The 20,052-nt window shown below is 26.8% G+C and carries 20 protein-coding genes; 6 read left to right on the top strand and 14 right to left on the bottom strand.

Going from position 1 to position 20,052, the window contains the following annotated elements:
• Positions 1-6 precede the first annotated feature (6 nt).
• From ATH_RS08395 to ATH_RS08445, 11 genes are all read right to left on the bottom strand, one after another.
• Entirely contained in the window at positions 7-549 is a 543-nt protein-coding gene (locus ATH_RS08395) for a hydrolase (protein ID WP_066390088.1), read from the bottom strand.
• A 90-nt stretch (positions 550-639) separates the two neighbouring features.
• Positions 640-996 (bottom strand): nucleotide pyrophosphohydrolase, encoded by a 357-nt coding sequence (locus tag ATH_RS08400; protein ID WP_066390086.1) that lies wholly within the window; start codon positions 994-996, stop codon positions 640-642.
• On the bottom strand, positions 993-2,519 hold the full coding sequence (locus ATH_RS08405) for an McrB family protein (protein WP_066390085.1): 1,527 nt from the start codon (positions 2,517-2,519) through the stop codon (positions 993-995). The genes ATH_RS08400 and ATH_RS08405 overlap by 4 nt, the downstream gene beginning before the upstream one ends.
• On the bottom strand, positions 2,516-3,670 hold the full coding sequence (locus tag ATH_RS08410) for an McrC family protein (RefSeq protein ID WP_066181016.1): 1,155 nt from the start codon (positions 3,668-3,670) through the stop codon (positions 2,516-2,518). Before ATH_RS08410 ends, ATH_RS08405 begins: the two co-directional genes overlap by 4 nt.
• Before the next feature lie 5 nt (positions 3,671-3,675).
• Entirely contained in the window at positions 3,676-4,614 is a 939-nt protein-coding gene (gene hemC / locus ATH_RS08415) for a hydroxymethylbilane synthase (RefSeq protein ID WP_066181014.1), read from the bottom strand.
• Positions 4,615-4,623: 9 nt separating this feature from the next.
• Entirely contained in the window at positions 4,624-5,451 is an 828-nt protein-coding gene (locus ATH_RS08420; RefSeq protein ID WP_066181011.1) for a DsbA family protein, read from the bottom strand.
• Positions 5,452-5,463: 12 nt separating this feature from the next.
• Positions 5,464-7,233 carry a DNA polymerase III subunit gamma/tau gene (locus tag ATH_RS08425; RefSeq protein WP_066390084.1) on the bottom strand — a complete coding sequence of 590 codons (1,770 nt, stop codon included), beginning with the start codon at positions 7,231-7,233 and terminating at the stop codon, positions 5,464-5,466.
• The gene (murI, locus tag ATH_RS08430) at positions 7,230-8,012 is read right to left on the bottom strand and encodes a glutamate racemase (protein WP_066181005.1); all 783 of its coding nucleotides are present in this window, start codon (positions 8,010-8,012) and stop codon (positions 7,230-7,232) included. Before murI ends, ATH_RS08425 begins: the two co-directional genes overlap by 4 nt.
• A gap of 151 nt (positions 8,013-8,163) precedes the next feature.
• A complete protein-coding gene (gene gdhA / locus ATH_RS08435) occupies positions 8,164-9,516 on the bottom strand; it encodes an NADP-specific glutamate dehydrogenase (protein ID WP_066181002.1) in 1,353 nt (450 codons plus the stop codon).
• A gap of 138 nt (positions 9,517-9,654) precedes the next feature.
• Positions 9,655-10,977: a transcription termination factor Rho gene (gene rho, locus ATH_RS08440; protein WP_066181000.1), complete on the bottom strand. Its 1,323-nt coding sequence runs from the start codon at positions 10,975-10,977 to the stop codon at positions 9,655-9,657.
• 147 nt (positions 10,978-11,124) lie between these two features.
• The gene (locus ATH_RS08445; RefSeq protein ID WP_066180997.1) at positions 11,125-11,718 is read right to left on the bottom strand and encodes a peroxiredoxin; all 594 of its coding nucleotides are present in this window, start codon (positions 11,716-11,718) and stop codon (positions 11,125-11,127) included.
• 168 nt (positions 11,719-11,886) lie between these two features.
• Between ATH_RS08445 and ATH_RS08450 the strand changes: the two genes are divergently transcribed.
• The 6 genes from ATH_RS08450 to ATH_RS08475 all read left to right on the top strand — a co-directional run bounded on the left by ATH_RS08450 (position 11,887) and on the right by ATH_RS08475 (position 15,229).
• Positions 11,887-12,159: a DUF362 domain-containing protein gene (locus ATH_RS08450; RefSeq protein WP_066180994.1), complete on the top strand. Its 273-nt coding sequence runs from the start codon at positions 11,887-11,889 to the stop codon at positions 12,157-12,159.
• Between the two features lie 73 nt (positions 12,160-12,232).
• Positions 12,233-12,646 (top strand): nucleoside-diphosphate kinase, encoded by a 414-nt coding sequence (gene ndk / locus ATH_RS08455; protein WP_066180991.1) that lies wholly within the window; start codon positions 12,233-12,235, stop codon positions 12,644-12,646.
• A 7-nt stretch (positions 12,647-12,653) separates the two neighbouring features.
• The gene (locus ATH_RS08460; protein WP_066180986.1) at positions 12,654-13,028 is read left to right on the top strand and encodes a DUF177 domain-containing protein; all 375 of its coding nucleotides are present in this window, start codon (positions 12,654-12,656) and stop codon (positions 13,026-13,028) included.
• A gap of 12 nt (positions 13,029-13,040) precedes the next feature.
• The gene (gene rpmF / locus ATH_RS08465; RefSeq protein WP_066172003.1) at positions 13,041-13,193 is read left to right on the top strand and encodes a 50S ribosomal protein L32; all 153 of its coding nucleotides are present in this window, start codon (positions 13,041-13,043) and stop codon (positions 13,191-13,193) included.
• Positions 13,193-14,218, top strand: a complete 1,026-nt coding sequence (gene plsX / locus ATH_RS08470; protein WP_066390083.1) for a phosphate acyltransferase PlsX — start codon at positions 13,193-13,195, stop codon at positions 14,216-14,218. Before rpmF ends, plsX begins: the two co-directional genes overlap by 1 nt.
• Positions 14,219-14,227: 9 nt before the next feature.
• Positions 14,228-15,229, top strand: coding sequence for a beta-ketoacyl-ACP synthase III (locus tag ATH_RS08475; RefSeq protein WP_066180980.1), 1,002 nt, complete (start codon positions 14,228-14,230; stop codon positions 15,227-15,229).
• 34 nt (positions 15,230-15,263) lie between these two features.
• On the opposite strand, the gene ATH_RS08480 is transcribed toward ATH_RS08475, so the two are convergent.
• The 3 genes from ATH_RS08480 to ATH_RS08490 are packed head-to-tail and all read right to left on the bottom strand — an operon-like array spanning position 15,264 to position 20,051.
• A complete protein-coding gene (locus ATH_RS08480) occupies positions 15,264-15,695 on the bottom strand; it encodes a hypothetical protein (protein ID WP_066180975.1) in 432 nt (143 codons plus the stop codon).
• A gap of 1 nt (position 15,696) precedes the next feature.
• Positions 15,697-17,715, bottom strand: coding sequence for a dynamin family protein (locus ATH_RS08485; RefSeq protein WP_066185830.1), 2,019 nt, complete (start codon positions 17,713-17,715; stop codon positions 15,697-15,699).
• Positions 17,712-20,051, bottom strand: a complete 2,340-nt coding sequence (locus ATH_RS08490) for a dynamin family protein (protein ID WP_066180968.1) — start codon at positions 20,049-20,051, stop codon at positions 17,712-17,714. Before ATH_RS08490 ends, ATH_RS08485 begins: the two co-directional genes overlap by 4 nt.
• Position 20,052 lies beyond the last annotated feature (1 nt).

Raw genomic sequence — 20,052 nt, forward strand, 5'->3', positions numbered from 1 at the left:
TTTTATCTATTTTATAAGTGCTGAAATTGCTTTAAAGTTTGGATTTTTTGAATCTAAAGTTAATTCAAATAAAATTGATTCATATGTTGTAGGAATTGCTCCTGCTTGAATCAATCTTTTTATAGCCATTTTATGGTCAAGTTTTTTTCTACTTCCACTACAATTTGTAACTAAAATAACATTAAAACCATTTTCAATCATATCAATACAAGTTTGAAGCACACAAACATGCGTTTCTATCCCTGCAACAATGATATTTTTCTTTCCACTAGTTTTTATAGCATTTAAAATATCTGGTGTTTGACAAGCTGAAAATGTTGTTTTCTCATAGCTTGAATATTCGCTTACAAGCTCTTTTAAAAGAGGAATTGTCTCACCTATTCCTTTTTTATACTGCTCATTTACAATTATTGGAACACCTAAAACTTTCATACCTTTTACCAAAATAGGAAGAGTTCTCTCCAGTTCTTCCTTATTTCCAATATGTGGGAAAAGTTTTTCTTGTACATCAACCAAACAAAATAGTGAATCTTCTAATCTTATTCTCATCTTATCTCCTTAGTTTTGATTTGAAATTTTTGTTTCCAAATCATTATACGAAATAATCTGTAAAGTTTATATAATTTATCCTATAAACTTTTATCTATTTTCTCTACTTTTACTATATTTTTTGCTTCCACCTTGTGATGTTTCACTTGGGTATTTTGCTTCATTTTTTGTCATCTTATTTAATATTGCATCTTCAAGATTTATTTCTAGCTTCATACAAATTCTTATAAGATAGATAGCAATATCTGCAATTTCCTCTTTTGTATGCTCTTTTACATCTTCAGGCAAGTTTATAGACTCTTCAAAATTTAACCACTGAAAAATCTCATTTAACTCACCTACTTCTCCATTTAATGCCATAACTAGATTTTTTGGGTTGTGGAATTCTTCCCAATTTCTATCATCACTAAATTTTTGTATTCTTTGTTTTATTTTTTCTATGTTCATTGGTTATCTTCTTTTATATTTAAGATTGATATTGCTTTTTTATAATTTTCTTCATCCCCATAAAAATACTCTTCAAGTAAAGGCTTAATTTTATACTCTTTTACAAACTCTAAATCTTCATCATTTTCTATTTTCATAAAGTAACTATGCCCTAATTTATAATCTTTGCCTATTGTTTCTTTTATATGATTATTTAATTCTTTCATTAAATCTTTTGCTTTTTCATTTTTAACTAACTCTTCTTTTGGTTTCATTTTTAAAAATGTAAATCTTCTTCTTAAAGCTATATCAATAGTTGCAATAGATTTATCAGTTGAATTCATAGTAGCTATAATAAAAAGATTTGAAGGTATTTTAAACTTCTCTTTTGAATATGGAAGTGTAACTTCATAAGCATCTCTCTTATCTTCTTCAATAAGTGTTATAAGCTCTCCAAAAATTTTAGAAATATTTCCTCTATTTATTTCATCAATTACTATGTAAAAGTTTTTTTGTTCTTCATTTTGTTTTTGTATTGAATTAATATTTAATGTTTTTTCAAATTCTGAAATTTTATTATAAATCATAAAATAGTATCTTGCATTTCCATGAAAGTTTCTTTGAGATTCATAAGTTGGTTTTACATCCTCATAAGATTTTATATTTCCGTTTTTAAATTCTATATAATCCCTTTTTATTATATCTGGTGTAAGTCGTTGTGCAGATGTTATTGAACCTCCAAGTAAAAAAGCATTATTATTATTGATACCTTTAATAGTAACTTTTTTATCAATAAAAAATTCTTTTTCATTATCTAAGAAATCTTGAACATAATTTGTAAATTTTTGGATAAGTTCTTCTATATCAATTTTATATTCTTGTTTAGGGATTTGACTATTCTCTAAATTCTTTTTTGCTTTATCTGAAATTATTTTAAATATTCCATCTTGCCTAACAATTTTTTCATCTTCTTCACTAGGTCTAAATCCTTCAATAAAATCTTCATAAGAATAACTTTGATGAAATGTTACAAACTCTATTCTTTTTTCGTTTTTTATCGTTTCAAAAATTGAATCATCAAAATCATTTGTAATTTCATTCTTAGAAATAGTATCAAAGATAGTTTTTTCATTATTACCATCTTCAATCATAGTGATTAATCTCTTATAATTATGAGTTTTACCAACACCAGGAGCACCATAAAGCATTATATTTTTTATTTTTATATAATTATATTTTTCAATCTTTGTATTACCAATTAATAATTTTAAATATTCTATATATTTTCCAACTGCAGCACTTGATACTCTATTTTGAGTTTCTGCATTAAATTTATGTAAATCCCCACCATTAGATAATCTTTTATATAATTTATCAAGATATTCTATATTTGAACAATCAAATAAATCACCATATATATTTTCATTTATACTAGTTAATTTATCAGGTATTAATCTTGATAAAGCATTTGGATATGAACTTAAAGGAACTAATGTATCTACTTTTGTTCTTAACCAATCTTTAAAATCTTCTTTTATACTCATAATAGCTCCTCAACTCTTTTCTTAATTTCACAAATATACTCATCAAAACCATCTTTATCATAGTTTAAATCAATACATCTTATTTTTAACTCAACTTTTTTATCATCTTTCCCTAAAACTAAATCATATTTTATATTATCTAAATGTTTTGGATATAAAAGCATTACATTTTTAAATTCATAATTTATTCCATAAGCAAAAGCTTGAAGTTTATCACTTTGTTTTAAGTCATCTAAACTATTTAATTTTTTATATTTTGTATCTATTCTTTGATTATCCAAAATAATATCTGGTTTTAGTATTAAATCTCCAAATTTATCTTGATTTTGTATTTTTGCATCATCATCTAAGCTTTTTACAATTCTAGCTATAAACTTTTCAAACAATATATTCATATCAAATAAAAAAGCAAATGATTTTTTATCTTGACTAAATAAAGGAATAGATTGTTTCAAAAGTAAAATTGCTATTTCAAAACTTGTTTTAAATCTTTGATTTAATCTATCAAAATTAGTAGTTTCAAGTTTATTTATATCTACTTGTTTATATTCAACCTCATCAAAGATTAATTCACACTGTTTTAGAAGTTTTTTATCTTTTACAAACTTTTGAAGATATTTTACAACATATAAAAAGAATTGATTTAAACTGTTATTTTCACTAAATTCATCATATTCACAATAAATTTTGTTTTTAGTGAAATTATATTTTAGATTTTCATTTATTAGATATTTTCCTTTTAAGACTGGAAGATTATCTTGTTTAGTTAAATACTCTTTATATAAACCTTTTTTTAATTCATTTAAAATATTTAAAGCAAACATTTGTACAAAAACTTCTAAGATTGTATGATTTTCTTGGTTTTGACAACTTGCTATTTGTTCATTTGATAGTTTTACATCATAAGCATACATCAACATATAGATAAATATATTTAGATTTTGTTCTGCATCTTTTTCATCATTACGATTTGCAATTTTAGGCAAGATATAAAAATTTTGATTGTCAAAATTTAAAATTCCACAATATTGCTTTGCTTTTAAATCTTTCCAATCAAAAGTGAAAAATTTTCTAAGAGAGATATTAGCTAGAATATGACTTTTTAAGCTTTCTGGAACTTCTTCATATTCATAGATAATATTCTTTTTCATATCATTTATTTAAAAGCCATCATTTCAGCTCTTTTTAGAAGCTCAACTGCACCTTTTTTTATAAACTCATCTGCAAAATCTCTTCCAGCACTCTCAAAAGAGTTTATATCTACAATTTTACTATCTTTTATATATTCACTTCCATCAGGAAGTCCAACTATTGCATCTATTTTTACAGATTTTTCATCTAAAATTGTAGCCTTTACTCCAATAGGAACTTGACATCCTCCTTGAAGTTTATCTACAAAGCCTCTCTCTATTTTTGACTCTATCTCTGCATTTTTATCATTTAAAACTTTTACAATTTCAATAATCTTTGGATCATCTGTTGTTTCAATTCCTAAAGTTGCTTGTCCCATTGATGGAATCATAATATCACTTGGAATTACAGAAAAATATTTTACTTCATCTTGTAGTTTTAGTTTTTCAATTCCTGTTGCAGCTAAAATAATTGCATCATATTCACCTGCATTTAATTTTGCAATTCTTGTATTTATATTTCCTCTTAAATCTTTAAGTTCAATATCTGGTCTTAATATTTTTAAAGCCATTCTTCTTCTTAAACTCGTAGTTCCTATAATTGCACCTTTAGGAAGCTCTTCCAAACTTTTATATTTATTACTTAAAAGTGCATCTTGAGGATTAAATCTTTTTGAAACAGCAGCTAAAACTAATCCATCTTCAAACTGTGTTGGTACATCTTTTAGTGAGTGTACAGCTAAATGTGCTGTTCCTTCTAGCATAGCGAGTTCAAGTTCTTTTGTAAAAAGTCCTTTTCCACCAATTTTTGCTAAAGGAACATCAAGTATTTTATCCCCTTTTGTTACAAACTCTTGTAACTCAATTATCATATCTGGATAATATTTTTGAAGCTCAGCTTTTATATATTCACTTTGCCAAAGTGCAAGTTGGCTTCTTCTTGTAGCAATTACTAGTTTTTGCATACTTTCTCCTTATTTTAATTTTTTATAAGCTTCTTTAGTGCTATCTTTTTTACCATTTATATAAATTGTAGGTGTTCCATTTACAAGCAAGTTTTCTGCCATTTTCACCTCTTTTTCTATAATTTTATGATATTTTTCTGCTTTTAACTCTTCTACTTTTATATTAGTTTTTAGCTCTTTATTGAAACTATCAAGAATAACTTTACTATCTGTACTATTTGGATCAAAATATCTATTCCAATTTACTTTATATGCCTTTTCTACAATATTCTTATTATTTTCTTTTGCTATTTCAATAAGTTTTGATAAATCCAATGATGCTCTATGAATTTGAACCAAAGGAAAAGAGTAATAATATAAAGCTATATTCTCACTGTTTTTATTTACATAAGAGATAAGTTCAGGAATATATCTTTGACAAAATGGGCAAAGTGGATCTGAAAAAACAACTAAAGAGTTTTTAGCGCCATGAGTTCCTGCTATTAATTTATTTTCATCATAATAAGAGTCATTTAAATCTGGACTTGCTTGTTCTTGTAAAGATTTTCTACTATTTATATCATAAAGCTCTGAAGTAACAACTTCTCCATTTGAAAATAATATATCTTTTACACTCATATTTTTATCTTTTAAATCTACATTTACATCTAAAATATATGCACTCCAATTTCCTTTAATATCAAGTTTTTTAATATAAAAAGTCTTAATACTATTTACAATAAGTTCGGGATTTCTTTCAAGTCTATTTTTCTCAAATTCTATTACTAATTGTTCATTTGCAAACAAAAAACTTTTAGAAATAGCAAAAACAAGTGCTAACTTTATTATAATTCTCATTTCAATCCTTTTTTAAATTTTTGGCTTTACAACTATCTTTTTTATATCAAAAAGTTCTTTTGCTTGTTCAATCATCGGTTCAGTTAATAACTCTTTTACCTGAATCTCTTTTTGACTTAATGTTTCATCTTTTGTTTCTAAAGAGCTTGCAACACAAGATGAAGGATTTGAAAACTCTTCTTCATTTAAAACTTTATTCTCTTTTTCTTCTATCTCTTCATTTAAATTCTTTTTACTCTCTTCACCACTTATGGTGGCTTCTTCCTTTTTAAAATCTATTTTTGTATTTAATCCAAAAACATCTCCTATAAAAGTCTTTATAAGTCCAAAATGTTTGTATAAGAAATCTCTTTCTTGATCTTTTGCATATGAGATAATGTATAAAGTATCATTTGAATATGCATTATAAATAAAGTTTCTTTCAAAACAATCTCCAAGTTCATGACTTCTATCATATAGTTTTTCTATTAAAGTATGGTATTTGTCTTCATAAATATCTGTTTCATCTTCTACTGTTTCATAAACTACATCATCAAAATCTGTTGTTTCTGTTTGTATATTTTGCTCTTTATTTATATTTTCTATTTTCTCTTCTATATGCTCTTTTTCAACTATTTTTATTTCTTCTTTATTCTCAATAATAGGAGTTTCTATACTTACACTAGCTATTTTTGGCTCTTCTTTTTGTATTATTATCTCTTGTTCACTTACTTTTATATTATTTACTTGATTTAAAATTTCATCTATTGTTTTTAAATTTGTTGCTTCAATTAGCTTCATAAAAGTTAATATAATTACAAAAGTATCATCACTATTTAGAGTTAAAAGATATTTTGATTCTCCAAGAATTCTAAAAAATCTTTCATATAAAATAGTATTAAATCTACTATCTTTTTCAAGCATTGCATTTTTTAAATAGTTTGACATCTCATTTAAAATCTGATTTGCTTCATAGTTTTGTAATGTTTCAATTAAAGGATTAAAATCACTATTTTCTAGAACTACTTTAAAAATATTGTCCATAATAAGTGGATCAATCAATCCTAACATATCAACAACACTTACAAGATCTATTTTTGATTTTGAAAATATTATAGCTTGGTCAAGTAAAGTTAATGTATCTCTTAAACTTCCTTGTCCACTTTTTGCAATAATTTGTAAAGCTTGTAATTCGTACTCTATTTGCTCTTTATTTAAAATAGAACTTATATGTTTTACAACATCATTTTCTACAATTTTATTAAATCTAAAATGCTGTGTTCTACTTAAAATAGTTGCAGGAAGCTTTAAAGCATCTGTTGTTGCAAGTATAAATTTCACAAAACCTGGTGGCTCTTCTAAAGTTTTTAATAAGGCATTAAATGCTTGAGTTGTAAGCATATGAACCTCATCAATTATAAAAACTTTAAATCTTGCACTACTTGGTTTATATTTTGTATGCTCTATTAACTCTTTAATATCATCAATTCCTCTATTACTAGCAGCATCCATTTCAATAATATCAAGATGTCTTCCAGCATTTGCACTAACACAATGTTCACAAACCTCACAAGGTTTACTTATTGGTTTTTCTTTACAGAGTAATGATTTTGCCATTATCCTAGCTGTACTTGTTTTTCCACTTCCTCGAAGTCCTGAAAACAAATATGCATGTGAGAGCCTATTTAAATCCAATGCCAAAGATAGTGTTTGTGAAATAGTAGTTTGTCCTACTAAATCTTCAAATCTTTTTGGTCTATATTTTAGAGCAAGAACTCTATTTTCTATACTATTTTCACTCATATTTTACACTCTCTTAGATCATATTTACAATCTTTTAAAATTATATTTACCATATCAAAATTTATCTTACTACTGTATAAAATCGTAACTCTCTGCTCTTTTTCACTTTGAATTTTGTCTTTTGTTATCTCTTTTAATCTCTTTGCAATTGCATCTGCTGAATCATATAATTTTGTACCATTTTCAAAGAAACTTTTTATACTATTTTTTATAATTGGATAATGAGTACAACCTAAAACTACACTATCAATATTTTTATCTTTTAACTCTTCTAGGTAGTTTTTTAAAAAAAGATTTAAACTATTCTCTTCAATATCAGCTTCTTCAATTTTTTTTGCTAATCCACTACAAGCTATATGATATAGATTTAATTTTTGATTATTTGATAATTTTTCTACAAGTTCTTTATATTTACTTCCATTTATAGTTGATGGTGTTGCTAAAATTGCAATATTTTTTGTTTTTGAATATTCAATTGCTGGTTTTAAAGCTGGTTCAACACCAATAATTGGTAAAGATTTATATTTATCTCTTAAATAATTTATTGAAATAGATGTTGCTGTGTTACAAGCTACTACTAAAATATCTATTTTATGTTCATTGATTAGATAGTTTGTTATATCATCACATCTTTTTAATATCTCTTTAGTATCTTTTTCTCCATATGGAGCAAAAAGAGTATCAGCAATATAAAAAAACTCTATATTCTTCATATTTTTAACAATAGTGTTTAATATAGTTAATCCACCTATTCCAGAATCAAAAAGTCCAACTCTCAAGCTTTGCCTTATAAATTTTTTGGCAAAATTATATCAGAAAAACAATAACAAGATGCTAATTTATGATTTAATTATTTAGAAGTATTTATGAAGATTTATTTAAATTATTTATTAAAAATATCTAAAGGACAAATCCCTTAGATAAAGTTTATCACACTACACCTTGTTCAAGCATAGCATCAGCAACTCTTCTGAATCCTGCGATATTTGCACCTAATACAAAGTTTGTAGGTTCTCCAAATTCTTCTGCTGTTTTACTAACTCTTTGAAATATTCCATACATAATTTGTTCTAATTTTGTATCAACTTCTTCAAAAGTCCAGTTAATCATAGCTGCATTTTGTGCCATTTCTAATTGAGATGTAGCAACTCCTCCAGCATTTGCAGCTTTACCTGGTCCATATGCTATTTTTTGATCTACAAAAAACTCAACTGCTTCTGTTGTAGATGGCATATTTGCACCTTCACTTATACAAAAACATCCATTTTTGATAAGTTCTTTCGCATCTTCAATATTTAACTCATTTTGAGTTGCACTTGGGAAGGCTGCAAAACAAGGAACAGACCAAATAGCATTTCTATCTTTTGGATAATTTTCAACAGGAGTATAAACAGCTGATTTTCTATATTTTGTATATTCACTTAATCTTGCTCTTTGATTCTCTTTAATCTCTTTTAATAGATCTAAATCTATTCCCTCTTCATCAAGAATCATTCCTCTTGAATCACTACATGCAATTGGTAATGCTCCAACATGATATAGTTTTTCAATTGTATATATAGATACATTTCCAGAACCAGAAACTACACATCTTTTACCTTTTAGTGTTTCTCCTCTAGCATCTAACATATTTTTTGCAAAATATACACAACCATATCCAGTTGCTTCAGTTCTTGCTAATGATCCACCCCATTTTAAAGATTTTCCTGTAAATGTTCCATCATATTTATTTGCAAGTTTTTTATACATACCAAACATATATCCAACTTCTCTAGCACCAACACCAATATCTCCTGCTGGAACATCTGTTGTAGCACCAATATGTCTAAATAGTTCAGTCATAAAAGCTTGACAAAATCTCATAATTTCATTTTCACTCTTACCTTTTGGATCAAAATCGCTTCCACCTTTTCCACCACCAATTTGTAATCCAGTTAATGCATTCTTAAATATTTGTTCAAAACCTAAAAACTTAATAATTCCTGTATTTACACTTGGGTGGAATCTCAATCCACCTTTATATGGTCCTAGAGTTGAACTAAATTGTACTCTATAACCTTTATTTACTTGTATTTCACCTTTATCATCTATCCAAGTTACTCTAAACATAACTTGTCTTTCAGGTTCAAGCAACCTTTCTAAAACTTTGTACTCTTTATATTTTGGATATTTTTCAAATAGTGGTTCTAGTGAGTGTATCACCTCTTCAACAGCTTGATGAAACTCATTCTGAGCTGGACTCGTTCTTTTTAAGTACTCTAAAATGTTTTTTAGGTTTGCCATCTTCCTTCCTTTGGTTAAAATTTCGGAGATACATTATATCAGAAAATTATTCTTTTTTATTTAAATTAGAAGTAAAATATTCACATTTCTGAAAATATTTTACTTTTATCTACATTTTTAAGTTGTTTATAAGATTTTTTATTCGTTCATTGAAGCAAAAAACTCATCATTATTTTTTGTTTTTTGCATTTTTGGGTATAAGAATTTAAGAACATCTACTTCATCCATTTCACTCATAGCATTTCTTAATATCCATGTTTTTTGTAAAGTATCAGCACTAAGAAGCAATTCTTCTTTTCTTGTACCAGATTTTACAATATCAATAGCAGGATAAACTCTTTTATTTGCTGCATTTCTACTTAATACAACTTCAGAGTTTCCAGTTCCTTTGAACTCTTCAAAAATTACTTCATCCATTTTTGAACCAGTATCAATTAATGCTGTTGAAATAATAGTTAAACTTCCACCTTCTTCTATATTCCTTGCAGCTCCAAAAAATCTTTTTGGTTTGTGTAGAGCATTTGCATCAACTCCACCTGAAAGAACTTTTCCACTACTTGGAGTAACTGTATTATATGCTCTTGCTAATCTTGTAATAGAATCTAATAAAATTACAACATCTTTTTTCATCTCTACAAGTCTTTTTGCTTTTTCAATTACAATTTCAGCAACTCTAACATGATTTTGTGCAGGTAAGTCAAAAGTTGAACTATATACTTCTCCTTTTACACTTCTTTGCATATCTGTCACCTCTTCGGGTCTTTCATCAATTAATAAAACCATTAAAGTAACTTCTGGATGATTTCTAGAAATTGCATGAGCTAATTCTTTTAAAAGTTCTGTTTTACCAGTTTTTGGTGGAGCAACAATTAAACTTCTCTGTCCTTTTCCCATTGGTGCAAAAAGATCAAGAGCTCTTCCTGTTAGTTTTTGTGAATCAAATTCAAATTTAAATTTTGTAGTAGTATATAAAGGAGTTAAGTTATCAAAAAGTGGTCTGTTTTTTGAATCTTTTACAGGTAGATAATTTATCGCTTCTATTTTAAGAAGTGCATTATATTTTTCACTATCTTTGTTTGGTGGTCTTACTTGTCCTGTTACAATATCTCCTGTTCTTAATGCAAATTTTCTAATTTGTGTGGCACTTACATAAGAGTCGTTTGATGTATCAGAGAAATTTCCATCTATTGCTCTTAAAAACCCAAAACCACCATCTTTTATCTCTAAAATTCCTGTAAATAAAATAAATCCACCAGCATCAATTTGTGATGCAAGAATCATAAACATTAAATCTTGTCTTTTTAATTCTTGTGGGTTTTCAACATCTAAATCATTTGCAATATCTAATAGAGTTTCTAATGGTAACTCTCTTAATTGTTCGATTTTATAACCATCTACTGGAACATGTGTTCTCGCTTTTTTACTGTTTCTTACTTTTTGTTCTTCTTTAGATTCTTCCATATGGATTTTTACCTTTTAGTTTACATATTTAATAATGTAGTATTTTTTGAGTATTTGTAGCTTTATATTTAAAGTGAAGTGTAATTTTATTTAATATTTTTTAAATTGTCAAGAAAGAGGTAAAAATACCTCTTTTCTAAATTGTTGTTATAGTTTTTCGCTATTTTTAGATAGATATTCAGCAACTCCAGCAGTATCTGCTTTCATTCCTTCATCACCTTTTTGCCAACCAGCTGGACAAACTTCTCCATGCTCATTTGTAAATAGCATTGTATCAACCATTCTAATCATTTCATCAACATTTCTTCCTAATGGTAAATCATTGATTACAGCATGTCTTACTGTTCCATCTTTATCAATTAAAAATGAACCTCTTAAAGCAACTGATTTGTTAAATAATACATCAAATGATTTTGATATTTTTTTACTAATATCTGCAACTAATGGATATTTAATTCTTCCAATTCCACCATTTTCAACTGGTGTTTCTCTCCATGCAAAGTGAGAAAACTCAGAGTCAACTGAACAACCAATTACTTGAATTCCTCTCTCTTCAAACTCTTTAATTCTATGTGAGAAAGCAATAATTTCTGATGGACAAACAAAAGTAAAATCCATTGGGTAGAAAAATAGTACTGCACCATTTGTACCAATATTTTTATATAAATTAAAATCTTCAATTGTACCATCTGCTAAAACAGCTTTTGCTGTAAAATCTGGAGCTTTTTTTGTAACTAACATTTTTTATCCTTTTTAAATAATTTTTATGGGTGGAAGTTTAACATCTTTTTTTTATATTTAGCTTAAATATGAAAAAGATTTGCAATTAATAAAAATTATCTTTAGTTAGATTTTATATTCTTTTTATATATTGTTTGTTATTGTTCAAAAAAATTTATGGAGAATATTATGGCAGTTTTAATTACTGATACATGTATTAGTTGTGATGCATGTTTAGATGAATGTCCTGTTGGTGCAATAGTTGATAATGATGATAATCCAACTGGTGAAGATGTATACTATGTATATAAAGATAAATGTGTAGAGTGTGTTGGTCATAATGATGCACCAGCATGTGCTGATGCCTGTCCAACAGAAGGCTGTATAGTTTGGGATGAAGTTGGTTCTAGTAAAATAGAAAAAGAAGATAGAGGTGAAGTTGGTGATGCAGTTATTGATTAATATGAGATAACTTGCTTTTTTATAACTTTTTTAGATATAATCCGCGACTAAAAAAACAAAGAGGAATTTAAAGATGGAAAGAACACTATCAATAATCAAACCAGACGCAGTTGCAAAAAATGTAGTTGGAAAAATCTTAGATAGATTTGAATCAGCTGGATTAAAAATTGCAGCTACAAGAAAAATGCAACTTTCAAAAGCTGATGCAGAAGCATTTTATGCAGTTCATGCAAGTAGACCTTTTTTCAAAGATTTAGTTGAATTTATGATTTCTGGACCAGTTGTAGTATCTGTTTTAGAAGGAACAAATGCTATGGCAAAAAATAGAGATTTAATGGGTGCAACAAACCCTAAAGAAGCTGCTGCTGGAACAATCAGAGCAGATTTTGCAGAATCAATTGATGCAAATGCAGTTCACGGAAGTGACTCTTTAGAAAATGCTGCAATTGAAATTGCATTCTTCTTCTCTTCAAGAGAAATTTGCTAATTTCTAAATGAAAATAGAGTTTAAAAAAGTACCTCAAGATAAAAAAGAGTTAAATACTTCTTTTGATTCAGTCAAAATTGAAGGTACTTTTTGTAGAATTTCATCTACTTTAGTAAAAATAGAAGCAAAACTAAAAGGTGAAATCACAGTTGATTGTTCTAGATGCCCAAATGAGCTTAAAATAAATCTTAACGAAGAGTTAAATCTTCTTATAAGTAATGGAATTTTTAAAGGTATTGAGGATGATTTTTTAGTAATTGAAGTTGATGAAGTAATTGACTTTGATTCTATAATAGAGAGCGAAATCAACAGCATAAAAAGTGATTACTATTTATGCAATAGTTGTGAAAATAGTTCTACTATATTTGAACAAGAATTTTAAAAGGAGATTAATATGGCAGTACCAAAAAGAAGAGTGTCACACTCAAGAGCAGCAAAAAGAAGAACGCACTATAAAATTACATTAAAAAGACCAGTAAAAGATAGTGATGGGTCATTTAAAATGCCTCATATGATAAATCCAAACACTGGTGAATATAAAAACTAATGATTAAAATAGCAATAGATGCAATGGGTGGGGACTTTGGTCCCGAACCAATAATGGAAGGTTTAATCTTAGCCATTAGAAACAATAACAACTTTACAGCACTTGCTGTTGGTGATAAAGATATTTTATCAAAACTAATTCCCCCTGCTTTTAGCTCAAGAATAGAAATCATTGATACTAAAGATGTAATTAGTATGAATGATCATGCCACTGATGCATTAAAAAGAAAAGAGTCAACAATTTATAAAGCTATTGATTTAGTAAGAGAAGGAAAAGCTGATGCTGTTGTATCTGCTGGTCATTCTGGTGCTTCAATGTCTTTAGCAACTCTAAGAATTGGAAGAATAAAAGGTGTTTCAAGACCTGCAATCGCTACTCTTATGCCAACAAGTGAAAATCAAAATACTTTAGTATTGGATGTTGGAGCAAATGTAGATAGTGATGCTAGAAACTTATTTGAGTTTGCTGTTATGGGACAAGCATACGCTCAAACTGTTTTAAGACTTGATGAACCAATTGTTGGTCTTTTAAGCAATGGAGAAGAAGAGAGTAAAGGAAATGAAGTAACTAAAGAAGCATATAAAATGCTAAAAAGAGTTCCAAACTTTGCTGGGAATGTTGAGGGTAATGATATTTTTAAAGGCACAGTTGATGTTGTTGTTTGTGATGGTTTTGTAGGAAATATTCTATTAAAAACTGCAGAAGGTGTTGCAGATACAATAGGAAAAATCATTAAAAAGAATTTAAAAAGATCTCTTATTTCGATTGCTGGTGCTGTTTTAATGCAAAAAGTATTCAAAAATCTAAAAGTAAGAGTAGATTATGCAGAGTATGGAGGTGCTCCTCTTTTAGGAGTAAAAGCTCCTGTTATTATATCTCATGGGAAATCAAATCCTAAAGCTATAAAAAATGCAATATTTCAAGCACTTTTATCTGCTAGTTCAAACTTAGAAGATATAATTGAACAAAGATTAATAAAATACTCTGTTAAAGAAGAATGTAGTACAGAAAGTACTACTAATTAAGGAAAAATTATGAAATATGCAGCTTTTAGATCTATTGGAGCTTATATTCCACCAAAAATTATGACTAATGCTGATTTTGAAAAAATCATTGATACAAGTGATGAATGGATTACAAAAAGAACTGGAATAAAAGAAAGAAGATTAGCTGAAGACAATGAAGCTTCTTCAGATTTAGGTGCTAAAGCTGCATTACAAGCAATTCAAAGAGCTGGTATCAATAAAGATGAAATTGATTTAGTTATTTGTGCTACTGTTACACCTGATTATTTATGTATGCCCTCAACTGCTTGTTTAATATCATCAAAAATTGGTATAAAAGATGTAATGGCATTTGATGTTAGTGCTGCATGTACTGGTTTTGTATATATTTTAAATATTGCAAAAGCTTTTATAGAATCTGGTTTAAAAAAGAATATTCTTCTTGTTGGAGCAGAAAAATATAGTTCTATTTTAAATTATGAAGATAGAACAACTTGCTTTATTTTTGGTGATGGAGCAGGAGCTGCGATTATTAGTGCAACAGATGATAAAAATGAAGCAATAATTGATGTTTCATGTTCAAGTGATGGAAACTATGAAGACCTAATTAAAACAGCTGGTGGCGGAAGTAAACATCCATGTTCACAAGAAGTTTTAGATGCAAAAATGTCTTGTATCTCTATGAAAGGTAATGAAACTTTTAAACTTGCTGTTAAAACATTAACAGCTGATGTTATAAATATGCTAAAAAAACATAATCTTTCAAATCAAGATATCACTCATTTTATTCCACATCAAGCAAATTATAGAATAATAAAAGCTGTTGGAGAGTCTTTAAATTTAAATGAAGAGCAAACAGTTGTAACTGTTGATAAATATGGAAATACTTCAGCTGCTTCAATTCCTATGGCTATGAACTATGCTTATGAACAAGGAAAACTTAAAAAAGGTGATACAATACTTTTTGATGCTTTTGGTGGTGGACTTACTTGGGGTTCTGCATTATTTAAATTTGCTCCTAAAGAGAAATAATTTTATAAAGCTACAAAAGTAGCTTTATCTTCTCCTACAAGAACTTCTTATTTTTTGGATTATTTTTAAATAATTCAAATGAATCTTTTTTCTTTTTAATATCTTTTTTATGTGTTGCGACAAGATTTATAGCAACAATATTCTCTTCTACTATAACTTGTAATATTGAATAAAATGGAATACTTACTAAACTTCCAAAATTATTTTCACCAAATCCTGCCTCAAAAAACAATCTATCATCTTTTATAAAAGATGATTCAAAAGTATATCCAGCTAATGAAAATAAAGAAAAATTACTTAAATTTTCTTTTATACCTTTTGGTAAATCTGGATTAAATTTTATATCTTGAAGATTAGCTACTATTCCAAAATATATCTTTTTTTCAAGAAGTAAACTAATAATATTTTGAATATTATTAGTACTTATTTCACTAAAATTATCACTATTTAAAATCTCTTTTAACATTTTAAACCTCACTTTTTACAATATCTAAATCTTCAATTTTATTTAAATATTGCTCTTTTTTATCTAGTATAAATTTTACTCTATCTTCATTTATATTCAAATATTGTTCTTTTGAATATTTTATAATTTTGAAAAGATAATTTCTTTTTGAAGTTAAAAAATCTTCAATCTTTTCAAAAGCAAAATTTGCTTTTAATTTTGCAACTATTTCATCTTCTCTTGGATGATTAATTGAAAATCTTGTAGGCTCTTTTTTATATAACTCTTCTGATTCTACTATTTGTTGTTCAAAGTGTGCAATTGTTGCTTGAGTTACTTGAATGTATGAATAAGATAAAGCTCCATTAAAATATGCAAACTTCTTTCTAAGTGCTGAAATATTTTCTAAAATAGCCTTATGAAACTCTCTTAAAACATTCTCATATACTTTTGCTGCAAAGTGTCTTGTATTTGAGAACTCAACATCAGAAGCTATTTCTCTGTTTTTTTTCATTAATTCATACGGTTCTTGCCACTTAACAACATCATTCCTAATTAATCTATAAACATCTCTAAATGCTTCATCTGTATCTAGTTCAATATTTTTTAAAAGTCTAATTGATTTTTTAAACATCTTATCTACTGTTTGATCATCATAAAAAAGTGCTTTATATACAGAATCACTATCTATCCAAAGAGTTTCATATTCTACTCTTTCAATTTTTTGTCCTAAAATAGATTTGCTCTCTTCAAATCTTACAGCTTTTTTAGTTTTTATATTTTTAAATGTTTCATTTGCAATCTTTTCCATAATTGAAATAAGAGAATTATAGATAGTAAAAAGCTCTTTTGAATACTTTGATAGTATTTCATCAAATGCTTTTAAAACTTTATCTTCTAGCTCATTTAAAACTACAACCAAAGCATCATATACTTTTAAAATTGTTTCATACTCTTTTATCAAAATATCACAAAAAGATCTTAAATCTTTTTTAATTGCAAACTCTTTAGCTTCTGAAGCTTGTGGTCTTATAACATTTTCAATAAAATCAATAACTTCTTGTATATTTGACTCTTCAAGAAGTTCTGTATTTTTTACTGTATCTTTATTTTTTATTTTCTCTATTGTTTTTTTATGTTCATTCAAAAGATTTTCAAATCTATTTTCATCTTCAAGAGATTTTAATTCATTTTTTAAAAGATTTATGAAATCTCTGTTTTCATCTTCGATTAAAACTTCTTTCTCTTTTGCTCTTCCTTCTAAAGCTTTTATTGCAGAAATAGGTACAACTTTTGCAAAATATTTATTAAATTTATCTTCTACATATTTTGTAGTTGTTATAACTTGTTCAGGGCTTAATTTATCTTTTTGATTTAAAACACAAAGAGATTTATTTTTAAAATGCTCCATATACTCTTCTAAAACTTGTGCTTCAGACAATTTTCCAGCATTATCAATAAGTGTAAGCCAAATAATTCCACCAACATCTTTTAAAACTCTTCTTGTAACATCGGTATCACTTTGTGATTGTGAGTTAAGTCCAGGAGTATCTACAAATGATATCTCTTTTAAAATTGGCATTGGTGCATATAGTGTAAGATATTTGATATTTTTCATATCATCTTGTCTTTGGTCAGTAAAATCTGCAATACTTTCAATCGGAGCATATTCAGTTGCTCCTGAATGATATGTGATTTTTAATTTATATTCATCACCATAATTTATAAAATTTACTTTTGAAGTAACAGGAGTTATTCCTGTTGGTAAAATATTTCTAGATAATATTGCATTTAGGAATGTAGATTTACCTGCACTAAATTGTCCTGTAATAGCAACTTCCATAGGATATCTAGCTCTTCTTAATTGTTTATTTAATATATTTTTTAATTCTGTTGATGGAAAAAACTTCTCATCTAAAAGTTTATCAATTGTTTTTTTAATATCTCCAACTAATCCATCTTCATATATTATCTCTTCAACTAAATCTTGTGCTTTATACTCTTCTATGAAATTCTTTAAAATATTTAGATTTATACTCATTGATTTAATCCTTTTATATATGTTAAAGTATCCTGCAATTTCTTAATCTTATTGTGAATTTCAATTGATTTTTCAGCTCTATTTTCATCATTCTCTTTAAAATTATAAAGCTCTTTTTCAAGCATCTCTTCATCACTTTTTACTTTTTGTTCATATGCAATAACTGGTGCATTTAAAACTTTAAAGAACTCTTCAACTAGTTTTTTACTAAGTGTTTTTGCTTTTACTTGCAAATCTTCTACAATTGGAGAAAATTGTAATTTTATAATATTTTGAAGTTCTCTTTCAAGTTCATTTAATTTTGACTCTTTTGCACTATTTGTCTCTTTTAAAATTAAGTTTATTAAAACATCATAACTTGTTGTTAAAAAACCACTTTTAAAATCCTCTTGAAAAAAACCTCTTGCATCAAAATTATCATTTTTATGTCCTATGCTAAAGCCAAAATCATGATATTTTTGTTCACATTGTTCTCCAATAGTTTGAGATTTTTTTATAAATTTATATCTATAATCTCTAATAATATCTATTATTCCATCTTTTATAGCAGTTTGAATAATAACTCTTACTCTTTGTTCATCTGATCTTTTTTTATCTTTTACTAAACTATATTTAACATCATTTAAAACTCTTTGTTTTATTATATTTTGAAGATCAATCAGCTCACTTTGTAAAAAAGTATCCAATGAATCAATATAGTTTTTTGCATCATTCTTATAAAAACTAATATCCTCTTTTATTCTAAATAGTGATCTCTCTTGTTTTGCCTTTTTATCTCTTAAAATATTTAAATCTTTTTCTAGTTCATCTTTTGATTTACCAAGTAGTTTTATTTCATAATTTAAAATATTAATTTGTTTTTCTAATAATTTTAATATTTGAACTCTTGCTGACTGTATAAGAAGATCACCTTTTTGTGAGTTTTCTCCAAATAAAGAATCATATAGATAATCTTCTATTTGTGTTATTCCTGTATCTTCAAGAGTATATCCTGCGTTTATTGCTTCATCTGCTCTATTTGTTCTATGAAGTAATGCCATATGTCCAGATATTGCAACAAATTTTATACTACTCAAAATATGATCTATTTGAGAATCTTTATTTTGTGCTTTTAGTTGTCTTTGTATTGATGTTTTTGTATAGTTTATAACTTCTTCAAGATTTTTTTTACTAACAGTATCTGCTCTTGTAATTACAACTAAAAGTTTTGTTATATTTTGATATAAAACTGCATCAATTATAAATTCAACATCTTTTAAAGTTGCACTTTGAGAAACATTCATCAAATGAAGCATAATATCACACTTGCTTATATACTCTTTTGTAATCTCTTCTCTTTGAATAACTGGATCATCAAGACCTGGTGTATCAACTATTTCTATTCCATCTTGCAAAAATTTCAAATCACTACCAAGTTCAACATATTTTACAAGATTACATTTTTTTCCACTATGTTCAGCTGATGTATATGATTTAAGATTATTTATATCAACATCAGCAAATTTTGATTCATCTTTAATATAGTTATTTATTTCACTCCCAAAAACTCTTTTTGTCTCTTCCACAAACTCTTTCATAGATTCTAAACTATTTGCACTATTTTCTATTTTATTCCACTCTTGTTTATTCCAGAAATATACTTTTGCACTTGGAGTTTTACTATGTTTTACTATTGTTAAATTTGCTGTTTCAGGAACAACTGCACTTCCTAGAATCTCTTTTCCCATAAGTGCATTTAGCATTGTTGATTTACCTGCACTCATAACACCTGTAATTCCAATAGAAAATTTTTTGCTATTTAAATAAGTTTCAATATTTTCTAAATCATTCTTTAACTCTTCATTTTTTATTTGAGTTCTTAAATCTTCTAAGATTCTTTCTAATATATCTTTTATATCTTTAAATGCTATTTTCTTAGAACTATCTTCTATATCAACTTTTTTAGTGGTTTTTATCTCTTTATAATCAAATAAAGATGTAAGCTTTGAGTAGTTTTCATTACTTATTATGTTCTCATCTTTTAAATATAAAAAAGTATTATGAAGATTATCTAAGCTCTCTTTTGTACTATTTTTTGAGATTATATCAATAATTGAGTATTGAACTTGATTTAATTCATTTATATTTGTAGGACTTTTTATATCCAATTGCCTACAAAGACCTTTAAAAGAATCAAGATTTATAAATTTTGTATAATTTTTTCTATGTGCACAAAGTATTAATGCAAATACAGTAAAGCTATCTTTCCCTAGCTTATCATCTATATAATTTAACTCTTGCTCTTCTTCAAAAACTAATCCATGATAAAGTAAAAAATAATCACTAATTAAACTCATT

The organism is Aliarcobacter thereius LMG 24486, from assembly GCF_004214815.1.
Classification (GTDB): Bacteria; Campylobacterota; Campylobacteria; order Campylobacterales; family Arcobacteraceae; genus Aliarcobacter; species Aliarcobacter thereius.